11 protein-coding genes are annotated in these 14879 nt (G+C 69.9%); 8 read left to right on the top strand and 3 right to left on the bottom strand.

The window, feature by feature from the left end:
* Nucleotides 1–134 precede the first annotated feature (134 nt).
* A complete protein-coding gene (gene glnII / locus OG963_RS31505) occupies nucleotides 135–1169 on the top strand; it encodes a glutamine synthetase (protein ID WP_093774801.1) in 1035 nt (344 codons plus the stop codon).
* A gap of 428 nt (nucleotides 1170–1597) precedes the next feature.
* Entirely contained in the window at nucleotides 1598–2212 is a 615-nt protein-coding gene (locus OG963_RS31500; protein ID WP_093774799.1) for a winged helix-turn-helix domain-containing protein, read from the top strand.
* A 69-nt stretch (nucleotides 2213–2281) separates the two neighbouring features.
* Here the strand turns inward: OG963_RS31500 and OG963_RS31495 are convergent, their stop codons facing one another.
* Nucleotides 2282–4429, bottom strand: coding sequence for an MMPL family transporter (locus OG963_RS31495; protein ID WP_371800333.1), 2148 nt, complete (start codon nucleotides 4427–4429; stop codon nucleotides 2282–2284).
* Between the two features lie 239 nt (nucleotides 4430–4668).
* Here OG963_RS31495 and OG963_RS31490 point away from each other — a divergent pair, with 239 nt between their 5' ends.
* Together OG963_RS31490 and OG963_RS31485 are read left to right on the top strand one after the other, a co-directional pair.
* On the top strand, nucleotides 4669–5937 hold the full coding sequence (locus OG963_RS31490) for a sensor histidine kinase (RefSeq protein ID WP_093774797.1): 1269 nt from the start codon (nucleotides 4669–4671) through the stop codon (nucleotides 5935–5937).
* Nucleotides 5922–6569, top strand: a complete 648-nt coding sequence (locus OG963_RS31485) for a response regulator transcription factor (RefSeq protein WP_030926226.1) — start codon at nucleotides 5922–5924, stop codon at nucleotides 6567–6569. Before OG963_RS31490 ends, OG963_RS31485 begins: the two co-directional genes overlap by 16 nt.
* Before the next feature lie 22 nt (nucleotides 6570–6591).
* On the opposite strand, the gene OG963_RS31480 is transcribed toward OG963_RS31485, so the two are convergent.
* On the bottom strand, nucleotides 6592–8250 hold the full coding sequence (locus tag OG963_RS31480) for an alpha-L-fucosidase (protein WP_176902224.1): 1659 nt from the start codon (nucleotides 8248–8250) through the stop codon (nucleotides 6592–6594).
* A 574-nt stretch (nucleotides 8251–8824) separates the two neighbouring features.
* On the opposite strand from OG963_RS31480, the gene OG963_RS31475 reads away from it, so the two are divergent.
* Nucleotides 8825–10378 (top strand): DUF1996 domain-containing protein, encoded by a 1554-nt coding sequence (locus OG963_RS31475; protein WP_371800332.1) that lies wholly within the window; start codon nucleotides 8825–8827, stop codon nucleotides 10376–10378.
* A 40-nt stretch (nucleotides 10379–10418) separates the two neighbouring features.
* Here OG963_RS31475 and OG963_RS31470 read toward each other — a convergent pair whose 3' ends face one another.
* Nucleotides 10419–10859 (bottom strand): hypothetical protein, encoded by a 441-nt coding sequence (locus tag OG963_RS31470; protein WP_371800331.1) that lies wholly within the window; start codon nucleotides 10857–10859, stop codon nucleotides 10419–10421.
* A gap of 210 nt (nucleotides 10860–11069) precedes the next feature.
* On the opposite strand from OG963_RS31470, the gene OG963_RS31465 reads away from it, so the two are divergent.
* The 3 genes from OG963_RS31465 (at nucleotide 11070) to OG963_RS31455 (ending at nucleotide 14878) form a co-directional block, all read left to right on the top strand.
* Nucleotides 11070–13040: a hypothetical protein gene (locus tag OG963_RS31465; protein WP_371126410.1), complete on the top strand. Its 1971-nt coding sequence runs from the start codon at nucleotides 11070–11072 to the stop codon at nucleotides 13038–13040.
* A gap of 377 nt (nucleotides 13041–13417) precedes the next feature.
* Complete coding sequence (locus tag OG963_RS31460) at nucleotides 13418–13729, top strand: hypothetical protein (RefSeq protein ID WP_093774789.1); 312 nt, start codon at nucleotides 13418–13420, stop codon at nucleotides 13727–13729.
* Nucleotides 13730–13972: 243 nt separating this feature from the next.
* Nucleotides 13973–14878, top strand: coding sequence for a metal-dependent hydrolase (locus tag OG963_RS31455; protein WP_093774787.1), 906 nt, complete (start codon nucleotides 13973–13975; stop codon nucleotides 14876–14878).
* The last annotated feature ends 1 nt before the right edge of the window (nucleotide 14879 follow it).

Below are 14879 nucleotides of genomic sequence, written 5' to 3'. Positions count from 1 at the left end.
GCCATAACGCAGGAAACCTCGGTAACACGGGGTTCACATCCGGGCAACGGACGGGAAATCGCGTCTTGCGAAGCTGCGCTGTAGAGACCGGACCGCAGACCGCAGCATCGCAGCACCCGCAAAGGATGGCTTCCGTGACGTTCAAGGCTGAGTACATCTGGATCGATGGCACCGAGCCGACCGCCAAGCTTCGTTCGAAGACGAAGATCATGGCCGGGGATGCCTCCCAGGGCGTCGCGGAGCTGCCCATCTGGGGCTTCGACGGATCCAGCACCAACCAGGCCGAGGGTCACGCCTCCGACCGCGTACTGAAGCCGGTCTTCTCCTGTCCGGACCCGATCCGCGGCGGCAACGACGTGCTCGTGCTGTGCGAGGTCTTCAACATCGACATGACGCCGCACGAGTCCAACACGCGTGCCGCCCTGCGGCCGGTCGCCGAGCAGTTCGCCGGCCAGGAGCCGATCTTCGGCATCGAGCAGGAGTACACCTTCTTCGACGGCCACCGGCCGCTCGGCTTCCCCGTGGGCGGCTTCCCGGCCGCGCAGGGCGGCTACTACTGCGGTGTCGGCGCCGATGAGATCTTCGGCCGCGAGATCGTCGAGAAGCACCTCGAGAACTGCCTCGCGGCAGGTCTGGGCATCTCCGGCATCAACGCCGAGGTCATGCCTGGCCAGTGGGAGTTCCAGGTGGGCCCGCTCTCCCCGCTGGAGGTCTCCGACCAGCTGTGGGTCGCCCGCTGGCTGCTCTACCGCACCGCCGAGGACTTCAACGTCTCCGCGACCCTGGACCCGAAGCCGGTCAAGGGCGACTGGAACGGCGCGGGCGCGCACACCAACTTCTCGACCAAGGCGATGCGCGAGGGTTACGACGCCATCATCACCGCGTGCGAGTCGCTGGGTGAGGGTTCGAAGCCCATGGACCACGTCAAGAACTACGGCGCCGGCATCGACGACCGTCTGACCGGTCTGCACGAGACCGCCCCGTGGAACGAGTACAGCTACGGCGTCTCCAACCGCGGCGCCTCGGTCCGTATCCCGTGGCAGGTCGAGCAGGACCGGAAGGGTTACATCGAGGACCGTCGCCCGAACGCCAACGTCGACCCGTACGTCGTCACGCGGCTGATCGTCGACACCTGCTGCACGGCGCTGGAGAAGGCCGACCAGGTCTGATCCACATCTGATCCGTACGAAGGGGCATCCGCCGGAAACGGTGGATGCCCCTTCGGCGTACCCGGCCCCCACCGGGAACATCTCATCCGCTGCCAAGGCGGTCGAGGCAGCACGAGGGGGCGGCCCACGAGGTGAGCCGCGAGGTGAGGAACGCAAGGCAAAGGGTCCGTATCGACGGGTGAGAGAGACCTGCAGCGGCGCCGCCTTGTCTGGTCTAATAGGGGCATGGCCAGCTTCCAGCACACCGCGCCGGGTCGCAGCGACCTCGAGCCGTTCTGGCCTTCTCGTCAGCATCACGACTTCGACCGGGTGTGTTGTCGCGCGTGGAACGCGCAGGCCCTCTAAAGCCGCTCACCCCGGTCTTCGGTCCGCGCGCACGACGCAAGTCCGTCCCTCGACGACTCCTTCGCGCGAAAGAGCTGACCCTCATGGCGAACACTCGCACCTTCTCCGCCGCCACCGCTGTCACCACAGCCCCGTCGGCGACCGCTGCGGCCCCACCCTCCGCCCGCTCCGTCTCCCCGAACCGCCACCGACTGCGCGCCGTCGACCCCGACGAGATCGTCCAGCCGGCCGATGTGGCCGACTTCCTCCCGCCGGGCGCCACCTGGCTGCCCGCGCCCCAGCACACCCTTCCGGCGCTGCCGGGCCAACCGCCGATGATCGGCTACCTGGTGCTCGTGCCCGCCGATCAGCAGCCCGCCGCCGCGGCGGCCGCCGCCCGGCGGATCGTGCCGCGGCCGGTGGAGACCCCGGCCTCGGCCGGTCCGGTGCTCATCGACACGGTGCGGCGCACCGCGATGGTGGACGAGAACACGCTCGACCTCACGTTCCTCGAGTTCGAGCTGCTCGCCCACCTTGTGGCGCACCCGCACCGGGTGCACACCCGCGACCAGTTGGTGACGACCGTCTGGGGCTACGGGCATGTGGGCGACGGGCGCACCGTCGACGTCCACATCGCCCGGCTGCGCCGAAAGCTGGGCGCCGAGCACCGCCGGTCGATCCAGACGGTGCGCCGCGTCGGTTACAAGTACGCCCCCTGACGGGGCCGCACGAGACAAGCCCTGGCCGACCGGTCGTACCCGGTGGGCCAGGGCCTCTTCGTACGGGCGTCAGCCGTGGAGCCCCGGTCCGGACGGAACCGGCTCGGCCACCGCTCCCGCCGCCTCCGCCTCGCCGTGTTCCGGACTCGGCAGCCTGGAAAGGCCGCGCGGAGTCCGCCAGTTCCGCTCACCGAGCAGCGCCATGACGGACGGCAACAGGACCATCCGTACGATCGTGGCGTCCAGCAGCACCGCGACGGCGAGGCCGACGCCCATCTGCTGCATGTCCTGCATGGACAGCGTCCCGAAGACCGCGAACACCGCCACCATGATCACGGCCGCGCCGGTCACGGCGCCCGCCGTCCGCCGGATGCCCGTGTCGATGGCCGCCCGGGTGTCCAGACCGCTCTGCCGGGCCTCGCGGATCCGGGAGACCACGAACACGTGGTAGTCCATCGAGAGGCCGAAGAGCACCACCAGGACGAACAGCGGCATCCATGCCTCGATCGCTCCGACCCCCTCCGAGCCGATCAGCGAAGCGCCCCAGCCGTGCTGGAAGACGGCGACCATCACTCCGTACGCTGCGCCCACGGACAGCAGGTTGAGGAAGATTGACGTCACCGCGATGACGTACGAGCGGAAGCAGAACAGCATCAGCAGGAAGGTCACCGCCGTGATGAACGCGAAGACGGGGACGATGCCGCGCTTCAGCTGATCGTTGAAGTCGACGGACCCGGCCAGCTCCCCGGTGACGTACGCCTGCGCACCCGTCCCGTCGAAGGCGGCGGGCACCCTCTTGTCGCGCAGCTCGGCCAGGTCGGACCTGCCGTCCGGCAGCGGCACCTCGATCTCCGCGACGTTCTGCGCCCGGTGCACGGTCACCTTGTCGGGGCCGAACTCGGCCAGCGCCTTGCGCAGTTCGGGCGAGTCGATGTCGTCCGCCTCGATCACGAGGAGGGCGGGGGCGGGGCCGCCCGGGAACGACTCCTCGATGTTCCGGTACGCCACGGAGAGCTCCGAGTCCGAACCGAACTGCTTCTCCAGGCCGAGCGACTCGGTCTTCATGCCGAGGGCGGGCGCGGCCAGGGCCAGCAGGACGACGACCGCGGAGACGGCGAAGACCTTGGGCCGGGCCAGGACAGGACCGAGGATCGTGCCTGCGAAGGAGCCGCCGGCCCGCGCGCCCCGCCGGGAGCGCCGGTTCAGCAGCGGCACCCGCCCCGCGTCGATCCGGTCCCCGAGCCAGGACAGCAGCGCGGGAAGCACGGTCACCGAGCCGAGCACGGCGATGAGGACGACGGTGATCGTGGCCAGCGCGAATCCCTTGAACAGCATCAGTCCGGACAGGAACATGCCGGCCATCGCGACCGTGACGGTGAGCCCGGAGACCAGCACGGCCCGGCCGCTGGTCGCCGCCGCGATCCGCAGCGCCGTTTCGGCGTCGCGCCCCGCGGCCCGCTCGTCGCGCTCGCGCCGCAGGTAGAAGAGGCAGTAGTCGACGCCGACGGCGAAGCCCATCAGGAACATCACGGAGTACGTGGTCTGGAAGAGATGCAGTTGGTGGCTGGCCAGCGACAGCAGACCGAAGGCGGCCATGCAGGCGGTGAGTGCGAGCCCGACCGGCAGCAGGGCCGCGACCACGGCGCCGAAGGCGACCAGCAGGATGCCCAGGGCCAGGGGTACGGCGGTGAACTCGGCCTTCTTGAAGTCCTCGGAGAGCAGGTCGCCGAGCCACTTCCCGGCACTGGCCTCGCCGAACTGATGGATCGTGACGTCCGGCCGTTTCTCCCGGACCCCGGACACGGCGTCGAGCACCGGCTGCACCCGGTCCGCGGAAGTCGCCGCGTCTCGCTTCATGTCAAAGGTGATCAGGGCGTCCTTGCCGTCCTTGGACGGGATGGGCGCCGCGAGGTTCCGGACCTCGCCGGTCCGCTGCACGGCGGCGGAGACCTCACGGGCCGCGTCCCGCCACTCGCCCGCCTTCGCCGCGGACACCATGACCAGCTCACCCGCGGGATGGGCGAGGCCGGCGTCGTCGAGGATCTGCTCGGCCCGCGCCGAGTCGCCCGTGGCGTTCTCGGCGTCCGTCATCTCGACCATGCCGGATGCCCCGCCGATGCCCGTGGCGAGCACGACGAAGAGCAGCCAGCCGAGGATGGCCGTCCTGCGATGGTGTGCGCTCCACACGCCGATGCGTGCCGCGAGATTGCGCCTCATGGCGTTTCGCCCCCAGAAGTTGACGTCGAATGACTCGCTCATGAACCTAGGAACGGGGCGCCTGCCGCCCCAGCCGCCGGAACCCCCTCCCCCGGAGGCGTAGGGCGAGGGCTCGACGGTGGTGCTGGGTACACCCCTCCCGGGTGGCGAAACGGCTGACGTCACGCCTGACCGCCGGGTGAGACTGTCCTCGGACCGCGGCCTGTCACGAGGGGCCCGGCAAGGGGAGAGGGACCATCATGAACGCGATGCAGAGCCGGATACGGTCCGCGCTGCTGGCCGCCGGGCGCGGGATCGTACTGTCGATCGCCGGCCTCGCCGGATCGATCACCCTGTTCGTCCTGGCGGTGCTCTCGATCGCCTTCATTCCGCTGGGCCTGGGCCTGTTCACCACCCCACAGGTGCTGGACGCGGTCCGCAGGCACGCCAACCAGCGCCGGCTGCTGGCGGCGACCTGGTCGGACGTCCGCATCCCGGTCCCCTACCGTCCCTTCCCGAAGGACCTGCGTGGCGGGTTCACGGGGCAGGTGGAGCGGACGACGCTGATGCTGAAGGATCCGGCGACCTGGCGGGACATCCAGTGGCTGCTGGTCGACATGACGGCCGGCTACTTCGTGTCGGTCCTCGCCTCGGCGCTGCTGCTCTATCCGGTGGAGGGGTTCGTCCTGGCGGCGGGCCTGTGGCGGGTCTTCACGGACGACCGGTACTGGTACGCGTTCGTGCCGGTCGACAGCCAGGCGACGGCGCTGGCCGCCGCGGCGCTCGGTGTGGTGTTCTTCCTGACGGGTCTGAAGGTCAGCAATCCGCTGTTGCGGCTGCACTTCGTGATCGCGCGCTCGCTGCTGGCGCCCACCCATGAACAGGAGCTGGCCCGGCGGATCGACCGGCTCACCGAGACCCGGCACGAGGCCGTGGACACCGCCGCGTCCGAACTGCGCCGTATCGAGCGCGATCTGCACGACGGCGCGCAGGCCCGGCTGGTCGCCATGGGCATGAATCTGGGCACGATCGAGGCGCTGATCGAGAAGGACCCGGCGCAGGCCAAGAGGCTTCTCGCGACGGCCCGCGAGTCCTCGGCGGAAGCCCTCACCGAGCTGCGCGACCTCGTGCGGGGGATCCACCCGCCGGTCCTGGCCGAACGCGGACTCGGGGACGCCGTCAAGGCGTTGGCACTGCGGCTGCCCATCGCGGCCGAGGTCGACGTGGAGCTGGCCGGTCGCGCCGAGGCACCGGTCGAGTCGGCCGCGTACTTCGCGGTCAGCGAGACCCTGACGAACGCCGCCAAGCACTCGGGGGCGGACCGTCTCTGGGTGGACATCCACCACGCCGACTCGATGCTGCGGATCTCCGTCACGGACAACGGGAAGGGCGGCGCGACGATCGGACCGGGCTCGGGACTGAGCGGTATCGAACGCCGACTCGGTACATTCGACGGCATCATGGCCGTCAGCAGCCCCGCGGGCGGTCCCACCATGGTGACCATGGAGATCCCTTGCGAGTTGTCCTAGCCGAAGATCTCTTTCTGCTGCGCGACGGTCTGGTGCGGATGCTGCAGGCGTACGACTTCGAGATCGCGGCCGCCGTCGAGACCGGGCCCGAACTGACCAGGGCACTGGCCGAGTTGGAGCCGGACGTCGCCGTCGTCGACGTCCGGCTCCCGCCGTCCCACACGGACGAGGGCCTGCAGTGCGCACTGGCGGCCCGAAAGGCCCGGCCGGGGCTGCCGGTGCTCGTACTCTCCCAGCATGTGGAGCAGTTGTACGCTCGCGAGCTGCTGGCGGACGGCAACGGGGCCATCGGATACCTGCTCAAGGACCGGGTCTTCGACGCCGACCAGTTCATCGACGCGGTACGCAGGGTCGCGGCCGGCGGCACGGCGATGGACCCGCAGGTGATCTCGCAGCTTCTGTCGCGACGGGCGCAGGACAAGCCGATGGGCGGGCTGACACCGCGCGAGCTGGAGGTCATGGAGCTGATGGCTCAGGGCCGTTCGAACGTGGCGATCGCCTCGAAGATGGTGATCACGGAGCGGGCGGTGGCCAAGCACACCTCGAATATCTTCGGGAAGCTCGGCCTGCCGCCGTCCGACGACGACAACCGCCGCGTTCTTGCGGTGCTGGCCTATCTCGACCGGGGGTGACCCCCTGCCCCCGGCCGGCGGCTCATCCGGTCGAACTCAGGTGCAGCGTGGTCGCCCCGAGGTGAGGTGTGGCCCGGGACTCCAGGACCTTGACCCGTACCGCTGTCGCGGTGACGGGCGAGGCGAGCGGCAGGATGCGCCGGTTACCGATCGTGGTGCCCTCGGCGATCCGCTGCCAGCTGCCGTCGATCCTGGCCTCCACGGCGAACTTCTCGACCCGCTGTCCGTGCCGGATGTCCTCGCGGACGGCGACCCGGTCGAAGGTGTACGTACGACCCTTCGTACGCCGCACATCGGTGCCGTAGGTGCTGCGTACCGCCTTGCCGAAGGCCGTCAGCGACGCGACGTCCGCGTCGGCGATCCGGCCGTCCTGGCCGGGCGGCACGTTGAGCAGCAGTGAGGCGTTCCGGCCGACGCTCTTCTCGTACAGGTTCATCAGCTGTGCGGAAGTCTTGGGCTGCTGGTCCGGGTGGTAGAACCAGCCGGGCCGGATGGAGACGTCCGCCTCGGCCGGGTACCACTGCAGGTACTTGGTCGTCGGGTCGAGCAGCCTGGCGCGCGAGCCGATGTCGGCGTCGGTCGAGTCGTTGGGCAGACTGCCGAGTCCGGTCCACGGGTCGGTGGCGTGCGGGGTGACGCTCCACTCGGTCTCACGGGCGGTGCCGCCCTCGTTGCCGACCCAGCGCACGCCCTGTGGGCCCTGGAAGACGACGGTGTTCGGCGACAGCGCCTTGACCATGTCGAACCACTGCTTGACGTTGTACTTCTGGGTGATGCCGGAGCCGGACCAGGGGTTGGCGCCGTCCAGCCAGAGCTCCTCGATCGGCCCGTACTGGGTGAAGATCTCGTAGAGCTGGTTGAGGTAGTACGCGTCGTAGTCGTCGGCCATCACCGTGAAGGTGGGGAGCTTGTGACGCTTGACCGCGGCGGCGCGGTCGTCGCCGGGCACGAGGGTGGGGATGGTGCGCTCGGTGACGGCACTGCCGTTGCCGAACCTGCCCTCGCCCGCGGGCGCCCGGTCGCCGTCCTCCAGCGCCATCTGTTCGGGCAGGCTCAGCGACTTGCCCTCCGCCTGCTTCTTGCGGATCGACTCGACCCACTGGGCATGCCAGGCGTGCGGGAGTTCGGCACCGTCGGAGGGCGAGAGATAGAGGCCGACCTTCAGGCCCGCCTTACGGGCGGCCTTCACGTAGGCGCCGACGACATCGGGGCTGCCGGGGCTGAGTTCGACGGAGTGGTCGGTGTAGCGGGACGGGTACAGGACGAACCCGTCGTGGTGCTTGGCGGTGAGCATGACCTGCTCTGCACCGGCCGCCTTGTAGGCACGCATCCACTGGTCGGCGTCGATGCTCTTCGGGGCGAAGAGCTTCTCGTCCTCGGTACCCGATCCCCATTCGCGGCCCGTGAAGGTGTTCATGCCGAAGTGGGTGAAGGCCGTGACTTCCCGCTGTTGCCAGGCGAGTTGGCCGGGGGTCGGGACGATGTTCGCGGCCTTCTCGATGATCCGCTCGGGGCTGTCGCAGGACTCGACGGCCATCTGCGAAGCGGGCTTCACAGGTGCGGCGCACGGGGTGCCCGGCGGTGCGGCGGGTGCGGCTTGCTGGGCGGTGGCCTGCACGGGAACGAGCGCCGCCGCGGCAGCCAGTGCGAACGCACTGAGCACACGAGTGCGTCGTGCCATGGTTCCCTCTCATTCTCGACCTCATTGGTCGGATCTATTGGGTGTCGACCTGCGCATGCTGTCGCACAATGAGGCCCACGGGAAGGGTGCCTACGAAATACGTCCCATCTATTGCGAGGGTCACTCGGAGGGCACCTCAGCCGTTGAGCCACACCGCAGCGCCGAGCCGGAACCCGTCGGCGGGCGCCGTCGCGCGCAGATCCGACTCCAGCGCCCGCAGCGGCTCGCCCCCGAGCACCCGGCCCGGTCGGCGCGCAGCCGGTCGGACCTCGGCGTCGACACCGGCCCGCACCGGCATCGGCATCGCATCGCACCGGCATTGGCATCGCATCGCATCGCACCGCATTGGCATCGCATCGCATCGCATCGCATCGCATCGCATCGGCACGATGTCGAGACCGGCCGACCCGATGGTCGATGCATCGATAGCCGCACAGTTCGCCGAGTTCGCTCCCGCCCCCATGTGACCCGTTTTGAGAATGGAGATTTCTACGAACTTCCCCTTTCGCTGAACGCCCCCCGAACCACACCCGTATGGAACGTCACGCTTCTCCCTCGAAGCATGAGGAGTTCCATGGGACGCACATCACGCAAACGTTCGACGCTGGCCAACCGGGCGATTGTCGCCTCGGCCGCATTGATTCTGGGCGGAGGTGGCTTGATCGCTGTCAATGTCTACGCTTCGGCGGGAGAAGGCGCGTCCGGCTCACCACCCGACCGCACGTGGAATATGGGCACCCAGATGTCCACCATCGACTGCCCCGACGTGGGCAACGAACTTCCCGATGTGCCCGCCGAGGCGCGCTGGGAGGTCGACCGCGAACTGGCCGCGATGGATACCCAGATCACCGATGCCTACCAGCAATTCGCAGATCGGAAGGACGAGATCTCCCGTGATCCCAACCTTGCCGAGAATGCCGTACTCGGTCCGCTGAAGGCCAAGCGGACGGCGAGTATCGACCGTATCGCCACCGCCGTCGAGCGCAACGCGGACCGCCCGCAAGGACTGGACGGGCTGGCTCCGTGCAGTCTGCGCGCCGACGACAACAACCAGGGCGGCGGTGGCTACGGATCCGGCGACAGCCAGGGTCAGGACGCCGGCCAGGGCGATGATCAAGGTGCCGACCAGGGCCAGGGCGGCGATCAGGGTGCCGATCAGGGCCAAGGCGGCGATCAGGGTGCCGACCAGGGCCAGGGGCAGGACGGCGGCCAGGACGGCGACGACGGTCAGGGGCAGCAGGGCAACGGCCCCGAGGCCTCCGACTTCGTCGACATCCAGTCCGTGCAGCCGAATGTCGACAGACCACGCCAACGCCGCGGCGCCTCGCGCGGTACGTTCACCACCGACTGCGGGCGTAACGAGAACGGCAAATTCAACCCGGACAATGTCATCGTCGCACCCGGCGTGAGCAACGGCGCTCACCATATGCACGATTACGTCGGTAATCAGGCCAATGACGCCTTCGCCAGTGATGACGATCTGGCCAATGGCGATACCAGTTGCCGGAACCAGGGGGACAGGTCCACGTACTACTGGCCTGTCCTGCGTCTGCAGAACGGCACGGCGGAGAACGACGCGGACGCGGACGGCGGTGGCAAGGACCAGAACGTCGGAGAGATCCAGACTCCGTCCCAGGTCACGCTGAAATTCGTCGGCAATCCCACCGGGAAGGTCAGGGCGATGCCGCGCTTCCTGCGGATCATCACCGGAGACGCCAAGGCATTCACCAACGGCGACGCCAACGCCAATGCCTCATGGAGCTGCACCGGATTCGAGAACCGGCAGCTCAAGGACAAATACCCGATCTGCCCGGACGGCAGCCAGGTGGTCCGCTCGTTCGCATTCCAGAGCTGTTGGGACGGACAGAACACCGACTCCGCCAATCACCGCACCCATGTCGCCTTCGCCCAGGACAACGGGCGGTGCCCGAACGGCTTCAGAGCCATTCCGCAGCTGGTCCAGCGCATCGTGTACGACGTGCCGCCGGGCCCCGGCTTCGCCGTCGACTCCTTCCCGGAGCAACTGCACAAGCCCGTCACCGATCACGGTGACTTCATCAACGTCTTCGACGACAAGCTGATGAAGAAGGTGGTGAGCTGCATCAACGGCGGGCGCAAGTGCCGCTGATTCCCCCCTCAGCAGCACCCCACCCCTCCTACCTGCGCGGTCAGCTCCCGTGGTGACCGGAGTGCCCTGCCTCGCTCCCCCCACTGCCACTACTCCCCGAGTGGTGCGGCGAGGCGGTCTCCACCGTCCCCCCGAGCCGGCCGCGCAGCGCTGCGACCACGTTCGGCTCGCCGACGGCTACCCACTTCCGGCCGACGAGGTACGAACCTCCGTAGTCGTTGGCCTCGTTGATCCACTCGCGCTGCCCGCGGTCGGAGGCGAAGGTGGCCAGCACATAACGTCCTTCGTCCGTCGTGCAGTTGGCCTGGCGCAGTTCCTGCGCGTCGGTCTGGATGTTCGGCTTGCAGTGCGCCTTCGTGGCCAGCTGCTCCAGGCTGCCGGTCGCGGTCGGCGGGACGTCCGGCTCGGCGTCGCCGCCCCCGCCGGCTGAACAGGCCGTGAGAAGGGCCAGGCCCGCGAGGGCGGCCGCGGCTGCCCGGATCCCGAGCCTGCCGGCCCCGAACCGACCGGCCTTGAACCCACCGGCCTTGAACCCACCGGTCCCGGAACCACGTCCTCGTCGCATCTCCCACTGCGTCACCATCCAGCCATCGTGCCCCTTCGTTCCCATCGGCGCCGCCGAACGGCCGGATCGGGCAGCGCGGACCGTACGCCGGAGTGACCATCGCACGATTCGCTCGTTCTGCTGAACGTGCGCCCACTGCCAGAAGTACCTTCCGCCGCTGCCCCGGTGGATGGTGAGCAGGTCGATGTGGAGCAGGCCGAAGCAGCGCTCGTCGAGCACTATCCGCGGCTGGTCCGGCTCGGCTATCTCGTACTGCCGCCCTCCCTCGGCCGCAACCGCCGCGTGCTGACCGCCCACTCCCTGGCCCAGCGGTCCCTGCCGCCGGGACGCCGGACGACACTCGCCGCCGGGGACGGCGTCCCGCTCCCCCGCCGGCCCGTCAGTGCGACCGGGGCCGAGCCGGGCTACGCGCTCGTCCGGCAACGGGTGCTGCGTACCGCACTGCAGGCGGGCCTTCCACTGCGCCGGTCGGCGTGGCCGCGACGGGCCCAACTGCCGCCGCTCCTCCCGCTGGTCTGGGGCCTGCGGCTGTTCCCGCACTCCGGCGGCGCGGACGAACTCGCCCTGGACCAGGCACTGTCGGCGCTGTCCGGACCTGCGCGCGCGGCACACGTCCTGCGCGGCCTGGAGGGTCTCGCGGACGGCGAGGTACGGCGGGTGCTCGCCGCCGCCGGTGTGGCGGACCCGCATGCGGCGCTGATGGAGGCCGACGCGGTGGCGGCGCCGTACGCGCTTTTGGCCTCCACGGAGTTCGACCCCTGTTCCCTTCAGGCCCGCCCGCCGGATCTGCTCCGTCGCCGCCGGCACGCGAAGGCTGCGCTGGCGGCGGTCGCCGCACTGTTGGTGTGCGGGGCACTGCTGGGTCTGCCCGGCAACGGCTGGGGCCGGGACCTGACGTCCGCGCCTCTGTACGCCCGCAACCCGGCGGCCGAACAGGCCTTGGAACCAACGGCGTTACGGCGTGTGGCCCCGGCTTACTGGAAGCGCTCGCCCCGTACCGACTTCACCGCCTGGCCGACCCGCGGGGACCGCACCGACGACGCCCGGCTGCTGCGGCGGGCACTCGCGGTCTGGGCGCGCCCCGGCGCATCGGTGCGGTCGTCGACGACGCCGGGGACGCCGGTCGGACCGCCGATGGGCTCCCCACAGCTGCTCTACGCGGGAGAGGTGGGGACGGCCTCGGTCGTGCTGTTCTACGACGGGCTGCGCATCGTGCGGTACGCGGAGGCCCGCAACGCCGATCCGGCTCGGGGCGCGGCGCTCGACTTCGCGCGGGTCGACGGCGCGGACGCGACCTCCGCCGACGCCCTGATCGTGAGCCGTGGGCGTCGCACGGTCCGCTATCTGACGGCGCCCTGGGTACGCGGGGTGTCCGTACGGAATCTGCTCGCCCCCGCCAGGGCCGCACGGTTGCTGCACCGCAACCGCAACGGCGTCACCGATGCCCTGCCGAGCCCGGCAACCGCCGCGCGCTGCCGATCCTGGCCCGCCGTCGAGATGAGAGCCGGTACGTCGACCCGGCTGCTCACGGATCTCGGCGAACTCGCCCCGGCCCGGCTGACCTCGGGGTCGCCGTCGGCGCCGCACGACGTGTCCGGGCGGGCCGATCGGGAGAGCTGGGCACGAACCGCATGTCTGCTGACGGCGGTCCGGTCGCGCGGCGTGCGGTCGGTGAACTCCTGGCCGTACGCCCGGCAGTGGCTGCCCGAGGGCAACGGCTACGCGCAGTGGTTGTGCACCCGGGCGGAGACCTGGCGGGGCCCGGGGAGCAGGGTTCTCGCCCAGTTCCAGGCCCCGTCCGCGCCGCCCGCCACAGGCGGTGTGGTGTCGCCGGGAGCCGTCGCGGCGCGCGCCGAGGATTCACCGGCCTGCGGGGTCCGGGATCCGCGGGTGCTGGCGGGTGTGCTGTGGAAGTCGCGTGGCGGCCGCTGGTACGTACTGGCGGCGGGCAGCCAGGAATTCGCGTCGCTGTCGACGTCCGGCGGGGTCGGGGGCCGGGCGCAGGGGCATCTGCTCGCGGTACCGGCACAGGCGGGCGACCGGGCGCAGCTGAGCGGGCTGCTGGCGGACGGGAGGCGGGTGGGCGCCCTGCGCTGACCATGCCGCCGCGCCCTTCCGTGCTGCACGTCGTGATCCTCTGCTCGGCCGAATGGCCCGCGGCGGTGGGCCATTCGGCGTGCCCGCGGAGCGGGACGCGCAGTCGCCGCCGGACGGGCGCGCCCCTGATGCCGCGGTGAGAAACAGCAGGTGGGGCCGGGTGCCGAAGAGCGGGTGGCGACGGACACGGGAGGGGACGGGGGAAGCGGACGGAGGTCCACGGATTGCCTACAGGGCTCGGTTCCACGATCGGCGGCATTGCAGCAGATCGGGTGTCTTGGAGCGCGTGGCGCGGTCGTCAACGGCCGTCGGCGGGCGACGGTTGCGAGGTCAAATCCGAGCAGGCGCTTCGCCGCCTGCTGCGACAGGAGATATCCATGCATGTTCCACGCTTCGCTGCCGCCGTCTGTGTGGCCGCCGTCGTCGTGCTGGGCGGTGCCGGCGCAGCTCAGGCCGCCGCGCCCAGCACTGCCGGCGTCGCCCACTCCGTGCAGGTCAAGGACGGTCGGCACGGGGACGGCGACCGTCGGGACGACGGACGCTGGGGCAACGACCGCCGCGACCACGGACGCTGGGGCCACCACCGCAACCACGGACGCTGGGGCCACGACCACCGCAACCACGGACGCTGGGGCCACAACCGCCACGACCGCGGGTACTGGGGCCACAACCTGTTCCGCTCCCGCTGATCCGATCCGAACCGCAGTTTGAACTGGGCCCGTGGCGCCCTCCACCGAGGAGGGCCGCCACGGGCCCGACGCGTTCGCGCGGGCCCGCACCGCACCACCGACCGGGCACGGTCCGGGGCGAACTACCGGCGGTCGCCGCGACAAGGCGATGGGCGGCACCCCCTTGTCGCCCACCGATCGGTGAGGGCAGGAATTCGCTGCACGCCTCTGTTCCACCCGCGTACCCGTCAGTACATTGACAACATGTCTAACACGCAGCCAGCGGCGGTCGCGTCGGAGCGAACCGAGCTGAAGGCCCGCAAGGTCTCGTTCGCCTGGGAGAGGACTCCCCTCCACTGGGTGCCGGGCGACCCCTTCAGCACGCACACGATGAATGTGCTCCATCTGCTGCTCCCGGCCGGGGAGCGCTGGTTCATCCATGTGTACCGACAGGTGCTTCCGTACATCCAGGACGAGCAGCTGCGACGCGACGTGATCGGGTTCATCGGCCAGGAGGCCGTGCACTCCCAGGCCCACGACGACGTGCTCCCCCACCTCAAGAAGCTGGGGCTCGACCCGACCCCGTACACCGCACAGGTCGACTGGTTCTTCGAGAAGCTGCTCGGCGACCGGACGCTCCCACCGGGGCGCGCCCGCAGGTGGTGGCTGATGGAGCGGGTGGCGATCATCGCGGCGATCGAGCACTACACGGCGTTTCTCGGCGACTGGATCCTGAACTCCGAGGCCCTGGACCGCGAGGGGGCCGACCCCACCATGCTGGACCTGCTGCGCTGGCACGGCGCGGAGGAGGTCGAACACCGCTCGGTGGCCTTCGAGGTCTTCATGCATGTCGACGGCGGCTACCGGCGCCGGGTGCGCACCTGGGGACTGGCCTTCTCCGCCCTGGTCTTCCTCTGGCAGCGCGGTGTCCGCTTCTTCATGGAGAACGACCCCAGCCTGCTGGACGGCAAGGCGTCGTTCAAGGCGTTCTACGACAGCGGCAAGCGCGGCACCCTGCCCTCCACGCCCGCCCTGCTGCGCTCCATCCCGCGCTATCTGAGCCACTCCTACCACCCCTCCCAGGAGGGCAGTACGGCGCAGGCCCTCGACTATCTCGCCCACTCGCCCGCGGCTCTGGCCGCCGAGGCCCGTATGACGGGAACCCACTGAC

Source organism: Streptomyces sp. NBC_01707, assembly GCF_041438805.1.
In the GTDB taxonomy this organism is placed as follows: Bacteria; Actinomycetota; Actinomycetes; order Streptomycetales; family Streptomycetaceae; genus Streptomyces.
Note: the sequence above shows the minus strand (reverse complement) of the source record. Positions and strands in the feature narration are given on the sequence as shown.

Bases quoted from the DNA above. Each gene is read 5' to 3' on its own strand.
- OG963_RS31500 (WP_093774799.1), top strand. From the start codon at position 1,598: ATGGCGAACACTCGCACCTTCTCCGCCGCCACCGCTGTCACCACAGCC.
- OG963_RS31495 (WP_371800333.1), bottom strand. From the start codon at position 4,429: ATGAGGCGCAATCTCGCGGCACGCATCGGCGTGTGGAGCGCACACCAT.
- OG963_RS31490 (WP_093774797.1), top strand. From the start codon at position 4,669: ATGAACGCGATGCAGAGCCGGATACGGTCCGCGCTGCTGGCCGCCGGG.
- OG963_RS31480 (WP_176902224.1), bottom strand. From the start codon at position 8,250: ATGGCACGACGCACTCGTGTGCTCAGTGCGTTCGCACTGGCTGCCGCG.
- OG963_RS31475 (WP_371800332.1), top strand. From the start codon at position 8,825: ATGGGACGCACATCACGCAAACGTTCGACGCTGGCCAACCGGGCGATT.
- OG963_RS31460 (WP_093774789.1), top strand. From the start codon at position 13,418: ATGCATGTTCCACGCTTCGCTGCCGCCGTCTGTGTGGCCGCCGTCGTC.
- OG963_RS31455 (WP_093774787.1), top strand. From the start codon at position 13,973: ATGTCTAACACGCAGCCAGCGGCGGTCGCGTCGGAGCGAACCGAGCTG.